This window comes from Vibrio sp. YT-16 (assembly GCF_033337405.1).
Lineage (GTDB): Bacteria > Pseudomonadota > Gammaproteobacteria > Enterobacterales > Vibrionaceae > Vibrio > Vibrio alginolyticus.
Window position 1 is genome coordinate 24,492 of sequence record NZ_JAWOQQ010000014.1, and the last position, 17,104, is coordinate 41,595.

A 17,104-nucleotide genomic window follows, 5' to 3' on the forward strand; every position below is an offset into this window, starting at 1 on the left:
GCCTTTTTTTATTTGTCGCTGGAAGTGCCCGAAAAGGGCGCGAAGCCGTGGCAGAAAATCAGTGACCCTGAATGAGAATACAGGCCACTAGGAAAAGAAGAGGGTTGCTATGAAGCCTGTAAAGATACCGCGCCGGGTCGATGAGCCCCCGCATCTGCTGTTGTGGAGCGCAGATGAGTTGGCCCCGATGCTTTTGGGGCTAACGATAGGGGTCATCATCGGTAAGGCCCTGATCTGCTTTCTGGGGGGGTTACTTGTAACCAACCTTTATCGCCGATTCAGGGATAACCATCCGGATGGATACCTGCTCCACATGATCTACTGGGCCGGGTTCATCATGACCAAGGCCAAATCTCTCAAGAATCCGTTTGTCCGGAGGTATTTGCCTTGAACCTGAAAAAGTATCTCAAGACCTGGGAAGGGACCCAAACAGAAAATAAGTGGGGACGAATCTTCCAGGGTGGTCTTATTGCTATCGTTTTCCTGCTGGTGGTCCAAGTATTCAGCAAGGAAACCATCGTCACTATCCAGCCTTTCACGCTCACGGAAGAAGCCTGGGTGACGAAAAATAACGCCTCTCAGTCCTATAAAGAGGCTTGGGGTTTCGCTTTTGCTCAGCTCCTTGGCAATGTGACGCCAGGAACCGTTGACTTTGTGAAAGAACGGATCACCCCGCTTCTCTCCCCGAGCATCTATCAGGACGTGATTGATGCCATCGAAATTCAAGCTCAACAGATCAAGAACGACCGCGTAACCATGCGGTTTGAGCCGCGTTTTGTTGAGTACGAGCCCAAGAGCGACAAGGTGTTTGTCTACGGATATTCCTACGTCAAAGGGGCTTCTTCTAACGAAGAGCGTAGCGAACGCTCCTACGAGTTCGCCATCAAGATTTCAAACTACGCGCCCGTGCTGGACTACATCGACACCTATGTAGGAAAGCCACGCACCAAAACTGTTTTGGAGCAACTCCAGCGCAAAGAAGAAAACCGGAGAAAGCATGAAGAACAACGCTAAACTTTCGCTCCTGGCGCTGTCCTTGGCGCTTGGAACTTCAATGGCCTATGCCTCGGATGACATTCCTGTTGTCCCGGCCAGTGTTATGAAAAAGGATGTTCCTGCCCCTGTGACGTCAGGACAAAGCTCCCATGAGGTTGTGGGCAGCATGAATGAAAACCCCTTACTGACGATGAAGCCGGGGGTTAACCAGATCATCCCGATAGCCGTTGGTCATCCGAACCGAATCGTCACGCCTTTCAGCAATCCTGAGATCGTTTCAACATCTCTGACCGGGGCGACGGATAACGGCCAGTGTGGTGAGGTCTGCATCAAAGAGAATGTGGTCTATGTCGCCACGGATAAGCAGTATCCGGTGACTATGTTCATTACTGAAAAAGGCTCGGAAGCCCAAGCTCTCAGCCTGACGATGGTTCCCCGTCGTATTCCGCCCAGAGAAGTCTTTCTCAAGCTCGATGGTGGTGTAGGTATCACTGGTGCTTTTGCCAATACCAAGGCTGAGACCTGGGAACAGAGCCAGCCTTATGTCGAAACCATCCGGTCAGTATTCCGAAAGATTGCTCTTGGTGAAGTCCCTCAAGGTTACACGTTGAACCGCATCCCTGCTGGTGCTGCGGTGCCGAGCTGCGCTCATCCTGGGGTAAAGGTGGATTTTAGCAAGGGGCAATACATGATGGGCCACCACCTTAACGTGTTCATCGGTGTCGCCCTGAACGTCTCTGATCAGCCTATTGAGTTCAAAGAGGCGTTGTGTGGGAGCTGGGATGTGGCTGCGGTGACTACGTGGCCGCTTAACGTGCTTGAGCCCGGCCAGAAGACGGAGATCTATGTGGCGAAGAAGCAGAAGCGTGGTCTCGCACCAACGTCTAAGCGTCCATCGCTGCTGGGAGGTGCCCAATGATTAAGCGATTTTGGACACAGTTAGACCCCAACAAGAAGCGTTGGGTGTCTATCGCTGGCGGCGTCTTCGTTCTTTTTGCGGTCGTGACAATGTTCTCTGGTGAACCCAAGAAAGAAGAGAAGCGCGGTCGCCAAGAAACCATCAAGCACGTTCTCACAGACAAAAACACCCGTGAGATCGGGATAGATTCGTTGTCTGCCGATGTGAAGATGGTGTCTCGTGAAAACTCCGACCTGAAAAAGGAGCTGGAACGAGTCAAGAAAGAGCTGGAGGAAACCAAAACCACTGCCGGGAAATCCAGTGATGTTGGCCGTGAGATGACCCGCCTTCGTCAAGATTTGGACCGCCTGACCCAGAAGAACATGGAATTGGCTAAGAAAGTCGAAACCGGCGCTGCTGGTGGAAAAACATCCTCTTCATCAGAGGATGCCAGAGCCGATGTTAATGGTGCATCTGGTGGTGATGGTCAGTTCATGGAGAAAAAGCTCGACTACAAAGATCCAGCATCCTTTTTTCGGGACGCACCGCTTCCTGACTCGAAGGGTGGGGCTCCTGCAACTGGCAAGGGAGACGGTCGTGATGCAACTAAACCAGGCATCCAAATAGTGAGCTACTCGCAGAAAGCGCCAGAAGTTGAAGAGAAGGACAACAAGGATGATGAGTCTATCTACCTACCTTCTGGCTCCATCCTGACAGGGGTGCTCATCAACGGTATGGACGCACCAACATCTCAAGGTGCTCGTCGAGATCCGTTCCCTTCGACCCTCAGGATTCAGAAAGAGGCTATTTTGCCTAACCGCTTCCGTGCGGATGTTCGTGAGTGCTTCCTGATTGTTTCAGGCTATGGAGATCTCAGTTCAGAGCGAGCGTACCTGCGTGGCGAGACCTTCTCGTGCGTTCGGGATGATGGGGGGGTCATAGAAGCGAAGCTGGATTCCTATGCAGTGGGTGAAGACGGTAAGGCCGGTGTCCGTGGTCGCGTCGTATCGAAGCAGGGGCAAATCATCGCCAAGAGCTTGATGGCAGGCTTCCTTGGTGGCGTTTCCGAAGCCTTTGACGTCAATCCTGTGCCGGTCGTCAGCACTAACCCTGGCTCAAATACCCAGTACCAGTCTGTGTTCTCCGACCAGATGTTGCAGGGAGCAGCAGTGAAGGGGGCCAGTAAGGCGCTAGATCGCATCGCTCAGTTCTATATCGACATGGCCGAAGGCATCTTCCCCGTTATCGAGGTCGATGCTGGCCGTCAGGTAGACATCATCGTGACCAAAGGAACCAAGCTACAAATTCGTTCCACCGGGGGAACCAAGAAATGAAAAATTTGAACATTTTGACCAGAAAGGGCAGTTCCAGAGGCGAGGCTCAAAAGGAACAGGCAGTAAGATCCGCAAAGATGTTGGGGGTGGGTGCAGCGCTACTTATTTTGTCGGGCTGTTCGACGTTCAACATCGGCAAGGATGAGTATAGCTGTCCGGGAATGCCGAATGGTGTTCAGTGTATGTCAGCGCGAGACGTTTACGCCGCAACCAATGACGGAAATGTCCCGCGCCCAATGAAACCAGAGGAAGTCGAGGCCAAAGCGGAAGCGGATGGCGAAGGTTCCTCAAACGTTTCAGCGAACTCATCTAGCTCCGGAGACCCGGTGATTGACAACTATGTCGCACCGCGTCTTCCGGATCGCCCGATTCCAATTCGTACACCAGCACAGGTTATGCGGATTTGGGTAGCTCCCTGGGAGGACACCAATGGTGATCTCATCGTGACAGGGTATGTCTATACCGAAATCGAACCGCGCAGGTGGGTGATTGGGGATGGCACACCGCAAAGTGAGCCAGTTTTGAGACCGCTGCAAACGGTACAACACGAACCGAAGTCTGAAACAACCAAATAGGAGATGTTCTTGATGAACGCAAATCAGTTGGCGAATGCCTCAAGTAAAAACAACGCACTCTTCCTCTTCCTGGGGTTGATGGTGGTAGCCTTCCTGCTCGTGCCGGATCAGGCCCACGCTGGTACTGGTGGTACAGCGTTTGACGACGTATGGGTAACTCTCAAGGATTGGACCCAAGGTACTTTGGGTCGAATCGTTGCGGGTGCGATGATCCTGGTCGGTGTTGTTGGTGGTATCGCTCGCCAGAGCCTCATGGCTTTCGCTATGGGTATCGGTGGCGGTATGGGCCTGTACAACTCCCCGACCGTAGTGGAATCCATCATGTCTGCTACTCTGGAACATGCAGAGAAGGTCATCCCGGCTGTTGTGCAACTCAGCAATGGCCTGGGGGTGTAAAAGACACCTTGCCGTTAATCAACGGGTGATAGGGGCAGCCTAAAAGCTGCCCTTATTTTTTGGCAAAAAGTCCAGTCATAACAAATTCCAACTATTTCCTTATTTGCTCAAAAAGGGCACTTCCACAGCCCATGTTTATGCACTCCCTCCCGTAACCTCCAGCATTGGGTTCTTGTAACTCAAAACGAATGGAGAATGCGATGATCAATTTCAAGCCTAAAATTCCGGCGATGCTTGGGGCTCTGGCGGTTCTTACCGCTGGTGCTGCTCATGCAGAGCTGCTGGAATACACCTTTAAGGCTCCAGATGGTACGCAACGGTCTCTGACTCCGAATGCCAACTATGCCAACCCAACGGGCAATATCTCGTTTGCCTTGAGTGCCGGTATCGACCGAAAGGTAAAGATTTCGGTGATTCGGTCGGATGGAACAGTGGTTTCGACAGCGACCAGCCACCTTCTTGGGGCTACTGATCGCATCACAGTGGGTGGAAAATCCTACTATGGTGCGGAACTTCAACTACCGGCTCCTTCCGAGGGAGTCTACAAACTAAGGGCCGAAATACTGGCGTCAGACGGAAGTTCCGTTCAGACTGATGAATACCCGCTTCAAGTCGATACGACAGCGCCAAGTTTGGCAAACGTGACAGTAAAAGGGGAATGGAACCGGGCGCTTTCTGATGGAACGCTACTGCGAGGTCCTAACCGATTTTCAGGTATAGATGTGTCTGCATCTGATGCCGGTTCTTCGGTTTCCTCTATACAGGCGTATGCTGTAGATAGCAAAGGCAAGAGGAGTCCTGTTGTCTCGGTTAATTACGCCAACGGCCAAGGCCAGTTGTTGAACTGGAGCACTGTGTTCCCTAATGGGGAGGATCTATATACGCTTCATTTCGAGGCCCTGGATAAAGCAGGGAACAAAGGGTCAATAGCCTATCCTATTGCTTGGGATTCAGTAGGTGCAAAGTCTGGAGAGAATCCTGAGCCAGTAGCAGTGTATGACCCTAAGAACCCGCAGGCCTCAACTTTTAAGGTTAATGGTCAGGCCCTATCAGGTTTTGCGCCTTATCAGAACGGAATGACCATTTATTCCGATACCTACAGGGTGCTCTACCGGATACCCAAAACAAACTCCTATCCTTCTTCACCTTACGGTGCTCAAAGCGGTAACTGGTGTGATTATAAAAACTGTATTGAAGGCAATATCATTGCCGAAGACGGTACATATGATTATCGGCAGACGCAAGCTGATGTATTCCAGCAACATGGGACAAAAACTAAGTCGTTTATTATTTACGACTGGGTTATGAACTCTCTTGGTAATACATCCGTCAGTGTGAAAGCTGATCCATCGGTTAGCTTGGCTCCCATCGGTAAGTATGTTGAATATCTTAGGGATGATGGTCAGTGGGTCCGCGGTGAAACCATTAATATGAGCTCAGTTAACCATTATAAAAAACTGAGATTTCATGTTGAGCCGAGACCTTACGCTCAGGAGTTATGGGGATCTTGGTTGCCTACTACTAAAATTCCGGCAAATGCTTCTTATGCAGAAGTGGATACGGATATATCGTTCAGTGGGCGCTCATGTTCATGGCCTGGATATTGGTCTCGACCGGAAGGGAAGCCTGAACTTCCGTCTGATCGGATTGGGGCAACGTTCTGCTATGACCTTAACCCTCCTGAAATTGCTGGGTTAGAACGAAATGGGCGGATTTTTAAAGCTCATTTCCGTGAGCCTGATTCATTTGACGGTTGGGGTGTTAACCAGTGGGTTATTTCTAACAACTCAAGTGCGTCTGCGATAACCTCGACTGGCGAAGAACGTCCGTTGTCTCGTACTGAAGTTCTTCGTAGTAGCACAAATGATTGGTTTTTCACATTTTCTGCTGAGAATCTGTCAGAGGGCACATATACCGGCATATCTCTCGTAGCTAAAGATGCTTTCGGTAATGAGGTTAAGCAGGTATTCACTGGCTCCCAATATGCTATGAGCATAGATAATTCAGCGCCGACACTAACCGTATCGATCAGTGATGGAGCACCAATCCAGTCTTTGGATGATGTTGTAATCACCTTGACTGATACTGCCGACCCGAGTCCTAAGCTGACCTCTATTGCCCTCGTCGGAGGCCCAGCCGATGACAAGGTGCAGTTGTCTTGGCGTGAGGAGTCGAAAGGTCGATTCCGCCTTGAGTACCCGGTAATGTTCCCGTCTTTGAAGGAAGGGGAATCTTACACGCTGACTGTTTCCGGTGAGGACGCACAAGGCAACGCGGTTCAAAAGGCGGTTGGCTTCGAGTACAAACCGCGTCAGGTGATGCTGGCGGATGGGATGGATGGCAAGGTTATGGTCCCCGCTGTCACTCATGAATTTGTTCATGCAGATGGCAAGCGGATCATCGAGACCAAGCCGCTGACGCTCAGTGATGGTGCTGTCGTGACAGGTTCATACGACGTGTTTGCGACCCTCCGTTCTGATGCGAAAGTGCCGCTGGTGGTGAATGGGGTGCGTATCGAGCCGGGCCAGACAATGGGGATCATGAGCCAACATGATTTCGGTGCGTCAGGTGGTCGTTTGAGCATTCCGGTTAAACCGGCTGTTCCTGATGTGGTCGGCTCTTCCAGTCTTCTTGTCATGACCTCCGCGCCGAACTCACCCATCTTGGTTGTGGACATCAATACCTGGAAAGGGACGGCCAAGCTCTCGGCTGAATCATGGACAATTCGCCAGGTTATTGACCCGGTGAAAATCTATGCCCTGCCAGAGTCGGGTGTGCCTTGCCGGTTCACCACGAAAGAGGATGTGGCTATGGCCGCAGACCCAATTCGTGACCCGGTGTGTTTGCTCCAATGGGACAGAACTCCGGATGAGGCTGAACAAACTACGCAGGACAACAACGGGATGAAAGTTGCCGGGCTGGTGGGGCAGGCTGTGAGCATTGGTGAACAACCTGTCGAATACAGCCTGTACCTGTTCAGTGGTGACGGTTCCAAGGTAAAAGTTGGGTCTGGCTCTCAGAACCTGACGGTAACTACTGCCTATGGCTCTGTTGGTTACACCCCGATTGATGACATTGCTCAGGTGAATCGCGTCATTGAAGACTTTGATGTGAACTTCAAGCAGAGCAAAGGTCCTGATTGTTCAATCACTCTCAGTGCTGACCGTGCGAAAAACGAGGCCGCGAACAAAGCTGTTGGCAGTGCAAGCCGCACCTGTCTGTTCGAGTGGCAGCAGATCCCCGATGGACTGGTCCAAGACCCGTTATCGGAATCTCCTTCGTTGTCAGGTTCCCTGGCCGAGAACGGTGATCACCCTCTGGGGTGGCGGGTAAGTATTTTCACCCGTAACGGCACTCGGGTGACGTTGAACGACGAGACTTTCAATGTCGAAGCGGTTGACCCACCAGCTCCGACCGTTGAACTAGCCTCCGACTACAACTTCAAAGACAACATCTACTTGGTGCCGATGACAGGTAACTACCTGGGTGATGCCATTATCAACTCTGAACGAGCTGATCTGGATATTGCCATATCGCGCAACTCTGATGTTCTTGAGTCTGAGACCTTCACTCCGGGATGGGGTGCCACCAATAAGGTGTATCGCCGCATCAATACCGATGAGCGAGCGTTGTGGGAGGAGACCACCTACAAGGTGAACGCGGCCTACAACAAGGTGCCTGATGTGAAGACTGAGGTTGTCTACCGGGCTATCTCTGCACCTTCTGACAGTATCCGTCCTATCGTTGAAGTTAAAGGTGATACCGCGATTGACACCCAGGCATTGCCGGTTAGGGTTCTCATCCGTGATCAGTACAAACCTGATGGTGACTATGACGCTAACACGATGGGGGTGTGGAAAGTACGCCTGATCCAGCAAAAGGCCTACAACGAGACGGTTGCGCTCACTGATTATGCGGAAGCATCGAACGGTGAAGCTCAGTTCTCAGTAGACCTGTCTGGTGTGGATACTTCCTCCGTCCGTATCGCTGCTGAGGCTGTTCTGGAAAGCCCTGTTGAGGGTTACAACCGCACAGAGTTGTCTATCAGACCTGCCTTCTTGACAGTGCTTCGTGGTGGTGCCATCGGTGCTGGCGTGGAGGCTCGCAAGTTGTCTGGTGAAGCTCCGTTCACTGCTGTGTTCAAGCTATCTTTGGACGACCGTCAGGATCTCCGGGCTACCGGCCAGGTTGTGTGGGAAACCAGTAAGGACGACGGTAAAACCTGGGAGCAGTTCATCCCAGAAGATCGATACAAGTATCAGCTTGTGAAGACCTTCGACAAGGGGGAGTACCAGGTTCGGGCCAAGGTGGTGAACGTCAACTCAGGTGCGGAAAAGTACACCGAAGCGGTCAGTGTTGTCGCTTACGACAAACCTGATATTGCTGTTATCGGCCCGACCACGTTGTTTGTCGGAAGTGAAGGCAAGTACACAGCGAACCTGACGTTGAACGATGAGCCAATCTCCGGTGGCAATGCCATTGTTGAGTGGTCTACTGACGGTGGCAAAACCTACGCGCAGACAGGGGATAGCATCACGCTTTCGAGCGATGAAGAAACCCGATACCGCCTGTGGGCTCGTGTGCGCTCTGCCACTGCACCGGCTGATGACGGCTATGCCTATGAAGTTGCGAAAACGGCAGTTGACTTCCGAGCAGTGAAGGCCCCCCGTCCTTACGTGACAGGGCCGCGAGTCATTGAGACCGGTAAGAAGTATGTGTTCAAAGCCGAAACCAGCCTGCCTTACCGTGGGATGGACGTGAAGCTGAACGGGTTCTTCACGCTGCCTGATGGCTCAATTGTGCAGGGTGATACTGCTGAGTACGTGCCTTCGGACACTGACCTCAACCAGGCTACTGTAGAAACGAAGTACACCACCTGGATCGAAGGATACCGAGATCAGGGTGCAGAAGCCTCGCATAGCCTACGCTCCCGCGTGTGGCAGTATGTATGGCCGAGCTTCGGAATGCAGGTCAGGAAGAACGCTGACGTGGCTCCTGCGACGATCACCGCGTCAGTGCGGCCAATTGCCTTCAACGGCAAGCTGGAAGAACCGACCTACGAGTGGGAGTTGCCGGAAGGCGCAGTGATTCAGGATCAGCGGCAGGATATTGTCCGGTCCTTTGTGATCAATGAGCCGGGCGATTACAACATCAAGGTGACTGTCCGTGATGCTCGCGGCCATGAAACCGTGATCGAGCAACCGCTCAAGATCGGCCAGGCAGAGCCCTATGCTATCGACCTGCAATACTCTGGCTCGAACAAATACGAGCGTGAGCCTCTGGATGTGCTGTTGCGACCGTACATTTCTGGCGGCCACCCACGCGACCGTATTTCGACTCGCGTCTACTCGGTAGATGGTACGCCGTTGGAAAGCAGCGGTTACTACGGCAGAGCAACTCTGGGCGCTGGTGAGCACAGCATCAAGCTGAAAATAACCTCAGAAATGGGGCATGAAGCTGAGGGCGAGGTGAACATCAATGTGGCAGAGAACAAGTTGCCTGCATGTAGCCTGAGCTCACGAGAGACCGTTGGGTCGTGGATCGTTTATGCGAACTGCGAAGATACCGATGGCCGCATGAAGTCCTACGAATGGACCATTGCCGGTGAGTTGCAGAGCATCAGCTCTGATCGAGTGACTATCAGCAAGGGCACCTATGAAACGATGCCGACCATCTCTCTGGTTGGGGTCGATGACTCTGGTGGCAAATCCGAAGCTGTTACCATGAACTAAGGTTCATTCCTCTCAAAGCCCGGTTCAGACCGGGCTTTTTTTTGTATCGCGCTGGAATTGTCCAAATTGGGCTATTACAGAGGCGAGTCTATTTCCCTCCCCCGGATACACTGCCCAGCATCCAGTAATCCAATCTTAGGGGATAGACATGCGGACAAAATTACTCGGGGCGCTGATGGTGTTCGGGATTATTACCGGCACGGCTCATGCGTCATCGAAATTGGAAATCACCGATCCCAGAGCGGCGAAGATAGAGGACATCGTAGAGCTACCCATCAAAGGGGTTCGAGCCGTCCAAAGTGATGGGCAGATCATGTTCCTCTCTGAAAACGGGCGATTTGTTATTTCAGGACAAATCTACGACCTGTGGAGCAAGAAGCCCCTCAACACGATGTCCCAAATGAGGGATGTAGCGGAGCGTATCCACTTCAAGAGCATGGGCATGGATGTGGACACGCTGAACACCGTTTCGATGGGGCGTGGTGACAAAGAGGTGGTGGTCTTTGTCGATCCTAGATGCGCGGTTTGCCATCAGCTCATGGGTGATGCCAAATCGCTGGTGGATGATTACACCTTTAAATTTATCGTGATTCCTGCTCTGGGTGCTGAGTCCAACCGCTTGGCAAAGAACTTGTACTGCGCGAAAGACAAAACCCACGCGCTCGATGCGCTGATGAACAACACCTTGGGTTCCCTTCCTTCAAAAGAAACCTGCGACCCCGGCCAATACGATCAAACGCTGCTGACAGCTCATTTCATTGGGATTGAGGGCGTTCCGTTCGTGGTTGCTCCGGATGGTCGTGTCAGCAAAGGACGTCCGAAGAACCTGAAATCATGGTTGGAGAGTGTTGAATGATCGTAACCATCAAAAAGAAACTCGAAGAAACGTTGATCCCGGAGCACTTGCGAGCTGCCGGGATTATTCCTGTCCTGGCCTATGACGAAGACGATCATGTCTTCCTTATGGATGACCACAGTGCAGGCTTTGGTTTCATGTGTGAGCCCCTGTGTGGTGCCGATGAAAAAGTTCAGGAGCGAATGAACGGTTTCCTGAATCAGGAGTTCCCGTCGAAGACTACGCTCCAGTTTGTTCTGTTCCGCTCCCCGGACATCAATCAGGAGATGTACCGGATGATGGGGTTGCGTGATGGCTTCCGTCACGAGCTGCTGACATCTGTCATCAAGGAACGGATTAACTTCCTCCAGCACCACACGACAGAACGCATATTTGCCAAGACCAACAAAGGTATCTACGACAATGGCTTGATCCAAGACCTCAAGCTGTTCGTTACGTGCAAAGTCCCCATCAAGAACAATAACCCGACTGAAAGCGAACTCCAGCAGCTCGCACAGCTTCGCACGAAGGTCGAATCATCGCTTCAAACCGTTGGTCTGCGTCCCCGCACAATGACGGCGGTGAACTACATCCGGATCATGAGCACCATCCTGAATTGGGGGCCGGATGCTTCATGGCGACATGACTCTGTGGATTGGGAGATGGATAAGCCCATCTGCGAGCAAATCTTCGATTACGGCACTGATGTGGAAGTCAGCAAGAACGGCATCAGGCTGGGGGACTACCACGCGAAAGTCATGTCAGCGAAAAAGCTGCCTGACGTTTTCTACTTTGGTGATGCGTTGACCTATGCCGGGGATCTCAGCGGCGGCAACTCCAGCATCAAAGAAAACTACATGGTTGTGACCAATGTGTTTTTCCCTGAGGCAGAAAGCACGAAAAACACTCTGGAGCGCAAACGCCAGTTCACTGTAAACCAAGCCTACGGGCCGATGCTCAAATTCGTGCCGGTGCTGGCGGACAAAAAGGAGAGCTTCGACACTCTCTATGAGTCCATGAAAGAGGGGGCTAAGCCAGTCAAGATCACCTACTCGGTGGTTTTATTTGCTCCAACCAAAGAACGTGTTGAAGCGGCGGCGATGGCCGCACGAAACATCTGGCGTGAATCTCGGTTCGAGCTGATGGAGGATAAGTTCGTTGCTCTGCCGATGTTCCTCAACTGCCTGCCATTCTGTACAGACCGGGATGCAGTGCGAGACCTATTCCGCTACAAGACCATGACAACCGAGCAGGCGGCTGTGGTCCTGCCGGTGTTTGGGGAATGGAAGGGGACCGGGACCTATCATGCAGCGCTGATTTCCCGCAACGGCCAGCTCATGAGTCTGTCTCTTCACGACAGTAATACCAACAAAAACCTGGTGATCGCAGCCGAATCCGGCTCGGGTAAATCGTTCCTTACCAACGAACTGATTTTTTCCTACTTGTCCGAGGGTGCTCAGGTCTGGGTTATTGATGCCGGTAAGTCCTACCAGAAGCTGTCGGAAATGCTCAATGGCGACTTCGTTCACTTTGAAGAAGGAACGCACGTCTGCCTCAACCCGTTCGAGCTCATACAGAACTACGAGGACGAAGAAGACGCGATTGTCAGCCTCGTTTGTGCAATGGCGTCGGCCAAAGGCTTGCTGGATGAATGGCAAATCTCTGCGCTGAAACAGGTCCTTTCTCGCCTGTGGGAAGAGAAAGGTAAAGAGATGAAGGTTGACGACATCGCTGAGCGCTGTCTGGAAGAAGAAAACGACCAGCGCCTCAAGGATATTGGTCAGCAGCTCTACGCCTTTACGTCGAAAGGTAGCTACGGGAAATACTTCTCTCGCAAGAACAACGTCAGCTTCCAGAACCAGTTCACTGTACTGGAGCTCGATGAACTGCAAGGGCGTAAGCACTTGCGTCAGGTTGTACTGCTCCAGCTTATTTACCAGATCCAGCAAGAAGTATTCCTGGGTGAACGTAACCGCAAGAAAGTCGTCATCGTGGATGAGGCCTGGGACCTGCTCAAAGAGGGCGAGGTCTCGGTCTTCATGGAACATGCCTACCGCAAATTCCGTAAGTACGGTGGCTCCGTTGTCATTGCAACGCAGTCCATCAACGACCTCTATGAGAACGCAGTGGGCCGCGCCATCGCGGAGAACTCGGCCAGCATGTACTTGCTCGGCCAAACCGAAGAAACCGTGGAATCTGTTAAACGTAGCGGTCGTCTGACCCTTTCAGAGGGCGGGTTCCACACCCTCAAGACGGTACACACCATCCAGGGCGTGTACTCAGAAATCTTTATCAAATCGAAGAGCGGCATGGGCGTCGGACGCTTGATAGTGGGCGACTTCCAGAAGCTGCTTTATTCGACCGATCCGGTGGACGTTAACGCCATCGACCAGTTTGTGAAACAAGGCATGAGCATTCCTGAGGCAATCAAGGCCGTGATGCGAAGCCGTCAGCAGGCTGCATAACCAGGGAGACAGTAATGGACATTAAATCAATCGCAATCGCCGCCATTCTCGGTGCCGCTGGTGGCTTCGGCGGTAGCTACTACGTGATGAGCGAACAAACGGCAAGCATCCATCAGCGTTTGAATCAAACCCCGCCAGTGGTCGTGGTTGACTTCGCTAAAGTGGCGTCGGCGTATCCCGCTGGTGCCTCTCAGGAGGAAGTTGAAAGACTGATGGTCAAGACCAATGACGCAATTTTGAAGTTGAAAGACGCAGGTTATTTGGTCCTTGACGCAAGTGCTGTCGTCGGTGCTCCAAGTGACGTGTACCTCCCTGATGAGGTGCTGAAATGAATTTTCCACTCAAGAAGTATTTCGTCAAAAAGGAATCCTGGAAGCGCTTCGGGGTTAAGGCCGGTGTGACACTACTGGTTCTTTGGGCTGCTGGTGCGGCCTTTGCCAGCCGCTACCGTATTGGCATTGATCCACAACAGGAGAAGTGCCTGCCGGGTTACACCTTCTTCCTCATTGATCTGAACGACCAAACTCTGGAGAGGGGAGCTGTTTACGCCTTCCAAGCCAAGAACATGCAGCCTTTCTACAAGGACGGGACTCGCATGGTCAAAATCCTCACCGGTATGCCGGGGGATAAAGTCGAGATCAACGATAAGTGGAAGATCACCGTCAATGGTGATGTCGTCGGAGAGGGGCTCCAGCTCGCAGGGAAACTACATCTGCCAGAGAGCCACTTTTACGGCAAGACCACGCTGAAAGAGAATAACTACTGGTTTATGGGCAAAAGCCCATTCAGCTTCGACTCACGTTACTGGGGGACTGTGAAAAATGATCAGATCATTGGCCGCGCATATCCCCTGTTCTAAGAGCGTTCTGGTGGCGTTGATATTCTCTGTGGCTGGCGGGGCATACGCTCAAGAGTCTCCGCTCACAGAGCAGGATAAGGCGCTTATTGAGAAAGGAAAGCAAATTGCCCAAAAGGCCCAGAAGATGGAAATGCCATCTCTGTTGCAAAACCAACACATGGACGAGGCTCAGGCCGAAGCCAAGGCATTTTTCAAGCAGCTCCAAACTACTAACCCAACGCTCAAGGAGATGCACCGGAAACAGGCTGAAAAGGGTATCTACTCTGACCATCGGATACTGGTTTTCGCCTCGTTGTCTCTTGGCGAACAGGGGTTAGATGACGTCCTAACGGCGGTGTCAGGCCAGCCTGATTCTGTAATTGTGTTCCGTGGCATCCCGGAAGGAATGAACTTGGGGCAGGGAGTTAAAGCTATTCAGGCGCTCGCGGCCAAAAAAGACCCAGTGCCGAACATCATCATCAACCCTACGTTGTTCAAAACGTACAACATCACAGCCGTTCCCACGATTGTGATGCTGGAGGATGAGCCGCTGCCTGGCGAACAACCAAACGTCGTCGCCCAGGTCTCCGGGTTGTCCGACCCGGTATGGTTGGCTCGGGAAGTGGATAACGGAGAAAAAGGCGATCTCGGCGTTAAGGGGCCGGTGGAGAAAATCAGTGAGCCAGACCTTATTGATGTTGCCAAGAAACGCCTTGCCAATATCGACTGGGAAGAGAAGAAGAAACAGGCTATAGAGCGCTTCTGGACCAAGCAGAATTTCAATGAGCTGCCCAGAGCGCCAAAATCTCGAACACGAGAAATTGACCCTAGCGTCATGATCACCAGTGACATCAGCACTCCGGATGGCACTGTGTTCGCTCACGCGGGTGACGTGATCAACCCATTGTGCGATCCGAAGGAAGTTTGCAAGCCTGGAACGCGGCCATTTACCCAAGCGGTCGTAGTTTTCGACCCGCTGGACAAAAAGCAAATGGAGCTGCTCGCCAAGAAGCTGCCTGAAATTAAGCAGGAACCTGGCGTACAACGGATTACCTATATCGCCACAGAGTTCGACAAAGACAAAGGCTGGGATTCCTACAAGAGTGTCACCGACAACTTTGACGCGCCGGTATATCTGCTGACGCCAGATCTGATTACCCGGTTCGAGCTGGAGCACACACCGAGCGTCATTACTGCCAGAGGCAAGAAGTTTGTTGTCCGCGAACTTGCTGAGGAGGGCGGTGAATGATTTTTGCCCCGGCTTTCCAACCAATTAAAGACGTCGGCACAGGTTCGTTTGTCGCTGCTGAGGTACTGGCTCGTTGGTACGACGAAGGCCGGGTTCTTACACCATCCTCTCTGTCATCACCTCCTTATTGGGGGCTGGTGGATATGGAGATGGCACGGTTCATTCAGGACAACCTTCATTATTGCTTGGATCTGTACCCAGCTCTTTTTCTGAATGTCTCTGAACATACTTTGCAATCAGACGTCATTTTCAAAGCGTGGTGGAGGGTTGTCCGCGACATTGCTAAGAATCACTCATCACGGCTTGTCATCGAGATTACCGAGGGCATTCAGGATGCCTCTCTCGCATTGAGATGGGAGGCTCTTACCGAAATAGGGGTTGAGCTGGCGCTGGATGACTATGGAGACAAAAACTCTTCGCTGGAGCGCCTGAGTCGTTATGACTGGCACTATTGCAAGTTTGACGCGAGAAGACTGCGGTCGCTTGAAGACTACTCGGCCATCCTCCACTGCCGCCGAAAAGGCATACAGCTCATTGCTGAGCAGGTGGAGAGCTTCCCATTGGGGGAGAGCGCCAAATTACTTGGACTGTCATGGCAACAAGGTTTCTATCACGGGAAGCCTGCTGTCATGGAGAAACACTTGAATTACGTAAAGGCCTTACCATGATGCAAAAAATTCTACGGGTCATTGCCGTTAGCGCGGTCTTTTGGGTTCGTTCGGTATCGGCTGACCCTGGGTGCCAGAATGCGGAAGTAATCGGCGGAAAACTGATTACTGACATCTGCTGGAGCTGTATTTTTCCCATCAAAGTAGCAGGGGTTCCTATAAGTGGTGGAGGCGGATCATTCCCGAGTGAAGCCGTAAGCAACCCTCTGTGTATGTGCGAGGATAATCTAGGGGTCCCTCGGCCTGGAGTCACCACTTCTATGTGGGAGCCAGCACGGCTTGTTGAATTTCAGAGAGTGCCTGGCTGCTCATCTGTCTTGAATGGTGTCAGGTTCCCGTTTGATAGGACTAACCAAGGGCATCATGGCATGGGAGACATGGATGGTGGTGATGGTTCTTTTATGCACTATCACTACTATGCGTTTCCTCTGTTGGTGATGCTCGATTTATTTATTAAGCAGACCTGTAATGCTGATGGGTATATGGATCTCGACATCATGTACATGTCGGAGCTCGACCCGACCTGGAACAATGATGAGCTCGCTTTTTTTACCAATCCAGAGGCGGCGGCAGTAGCAAACCCAATTGCGGCGGCTGCGTGTACTGCTGATGCTGTCTCATCAACCGCTGGAAAACCTTTAAAACAGCTTTTCTGGTGTGCTGGTTCATGGGGCACCCTGTATCCATTTAGTGGCAACCAGAATGGTGGAAAAGGTGTTATCCGCGATAGCAGTCTTCTTAGCACAAGGGTTCTGGCTGCTTTGCATCGCCGGGGGTTAGCGTGGAAGACAATGGGTTCTGAGGCTATGTGTAGAGGTGTTATTAGCCCAACACTACCCAAAACGCAGTACAAATTCACGCTATTGCATCCGGTTCCAGAGACAAACTCATCTCACGTAATTGGCGAATCCACTCTTACGTGGGGTCTGGCGCGAACTATACCGGCAATTGGGCAAGACCCTATTTACACCATCTGGCGATGGAATGATTGCTGTAACAATTGAGCAGACCCTAACGAATTTGCACGGGCATTTTAGATTATGCCCCAAAAGGGCCACTACACGTACAGGTGGCCCTTGTCTTCTCAGATAGCATGGGAAGGTTGAAATGGAGAACAC

The 17,104-nt window shown here is 52.0% G+C and carries 14 protein-coding genes; all 14 read left to right on the forward strand.

From position 1 onward, the window contains the following. Positions 1-109 precede the first annotated feature (109 nt). A complete protein-coding gene (gene traL / locus R7F07_RS19170; protein ID WP_000805625.1) occupies positions 110-391 on the forward strand; it encodes a type IV conjugative transfer system protein TraL in 282 nt (93 codons plus the stop codon). After that, complete coding sequence (locus R7F07_RS19175) at positions 388-1,014, forward strand: TraE/TraK family type IV conjugative transfer system protein (RefSeq protein WP_001049716.1); 627 nt, start codon at positions 388-390, stop codon at positions 1,012-1,014. Before traL ends, R7F07_RS19175 begins: the two co-directional genes overlap by 4 nt. Further along, entirely contained in the window at positions 998-1,915 is a 918-nt protein-coding gene (locus tag R7F07_RS19180) for a type-F conjugative transfer system secretin TraK (RefSeq protein WP_000794249.1), read from the forward strand. The genes R7F07_RS19175 and R7F07_RS19180 overlap by 17 nt, the downstream gene beginning before the upstream one ends. Further along, complete coding sequence (locus R7F07_RS19185; RefSeq protein ID WP_024131605.1) at positions 1,915-3,228, forward strand: TraB/VirB10 family protein; 1,314 nt, start codon at positions 1,915-1,917, stop codon at positions 3,226-3,228. The genes R7F07_RS19180 and R7F07_RS19185 overlap by 1 nt, the downstream gene beginning before the upstream one ends. Continuing rightward, a complete protein-coding gene (gene traV, locus R7F07_RS19190) occupies positions 3,225-3,803 on the forward strand; it encodes a type IV conjugative transfer system lipoprotein TraV (protein WP_000793435.1) in 579 nt (192 codons plus the stop codon). Before R7F07_RS19185 ends, traV begins: the two co-directional genes overlap by 4 nt. Before the next feature lie 78 nt (positions 3,804-3,881). Then, positions 3,882-4,199, forward strand: coding sequence for a TraA family conjugative transfer protein (traA, locus tag R7F07_RS19195; protein WP_064754699.1), 318 nt, complete (start codon positions 3,882-3,884; stop codon positions 4,197-4,199). Between the two features lie 200 nt (positions 4,200-4,399). Further along, a complete protein-coding gene (locus tag R7F07_RS19200) occupies positions 4,400-9,931 on the forward strand; it encodes an Ig-like domain-containing protein (protein ID WP_000606833.1) in 5,532 nt (1,843 codons plus the stop codon). Positions 9,932-10,079: 148 nt separating this feature from the next. Further along, on the forward strand, positions 10,080-10,787 hold the full coding sequence (locus R7F07_RS19205) for a DsbC family protein (RefSeq protein WP_001259347.1): 708 nt from the start codon (positions 10,080-10,082) through the stop codon (positions 10,785-10,787). Continuing rightward, the gene (gene traC, locus R7F07_RS19210; protein WP_000637386.1) at positions 10,784-13,231 is read left to right on the forward strand and encodes a type IV secretion system protein TraC; all 2,448 of its coding nucleotides are present in this window, start codon (positions 10,784-10,786) and stop codon (positions 13,229-13,231) included. Before R7F07_RS19205 ends, traC begins: the two co-directional genes overlap by 4 nt. A 14-nt stretch (positions 13,232-13,245) precedes the next feature. Further along, complete coding sequence (locus R7F07_RS19215; protein ID WP_000351984.1) at positions 13,246-13,563, forward strand: hypothetical protein; 318 nt, start codon at positions 13,246-13,248, stop codon at positions 13,561-13,563. Further along, positions 13,560-14,090: a S26 family signal peptidase gene (locus R7F07_RS19220; RefSeq protein WP_001010738.1), complete on the forward strand. Its 531-nt coding sequence runs from the start codon at positions 13,560-13,562 to the stop codon at positions 14,088-14,090. Before R7F07_RS19215 ends, R7F07_RS19220 begins: the two co-directional genes overlap by 4 nt. Then, the gene (locus tag R7F07_RS19225; RefSeq protein WP_000621288.1) at positions 14,053-15,318 is read left to right on the forward strand and encodes a TrbC family F-type conjugative pilus assembly protein; all 1,266 of its coding nucleotides are present in this window, start codon (positions 14,053-14,055) and stop codon (positions 15,316-15,318) included. The genes R7F07_RS19220 and R7F07_RS19225 overlap by 38 nt, the downstream gene beginning before the upstream one ends. Next, complete coding sequence (locus R7F07_RS19230) at positions 15,315-15,986, forward strand: EAL domain-containing protein (RefSeq protein ID WP_001337754.1); 672 nt, start codon at positions 15,315-15,317, stop codon at positions 15,984-15,986. The genes R7F07_RS19225 and R7F07_RS19230 overlap by 4 nt, the downstream gene beginning before the upstream one ends. Further along, positions 15,983-16,990, forward strand: a complete 1,008-nt coding sequence (locus R7F07_RS19235) for a TraU family protein (protein ID WP_000983283.1) — start codon at positions 15,983-15,985, stop codon at positions 16,988-16,990. Before R7F07_RS19230 ends, R7F07_RS19235 begins: the two co-directional genes overlap by 4 nt. Positions 16,991-17,104 lie beyond the last annotated feature (114 nt).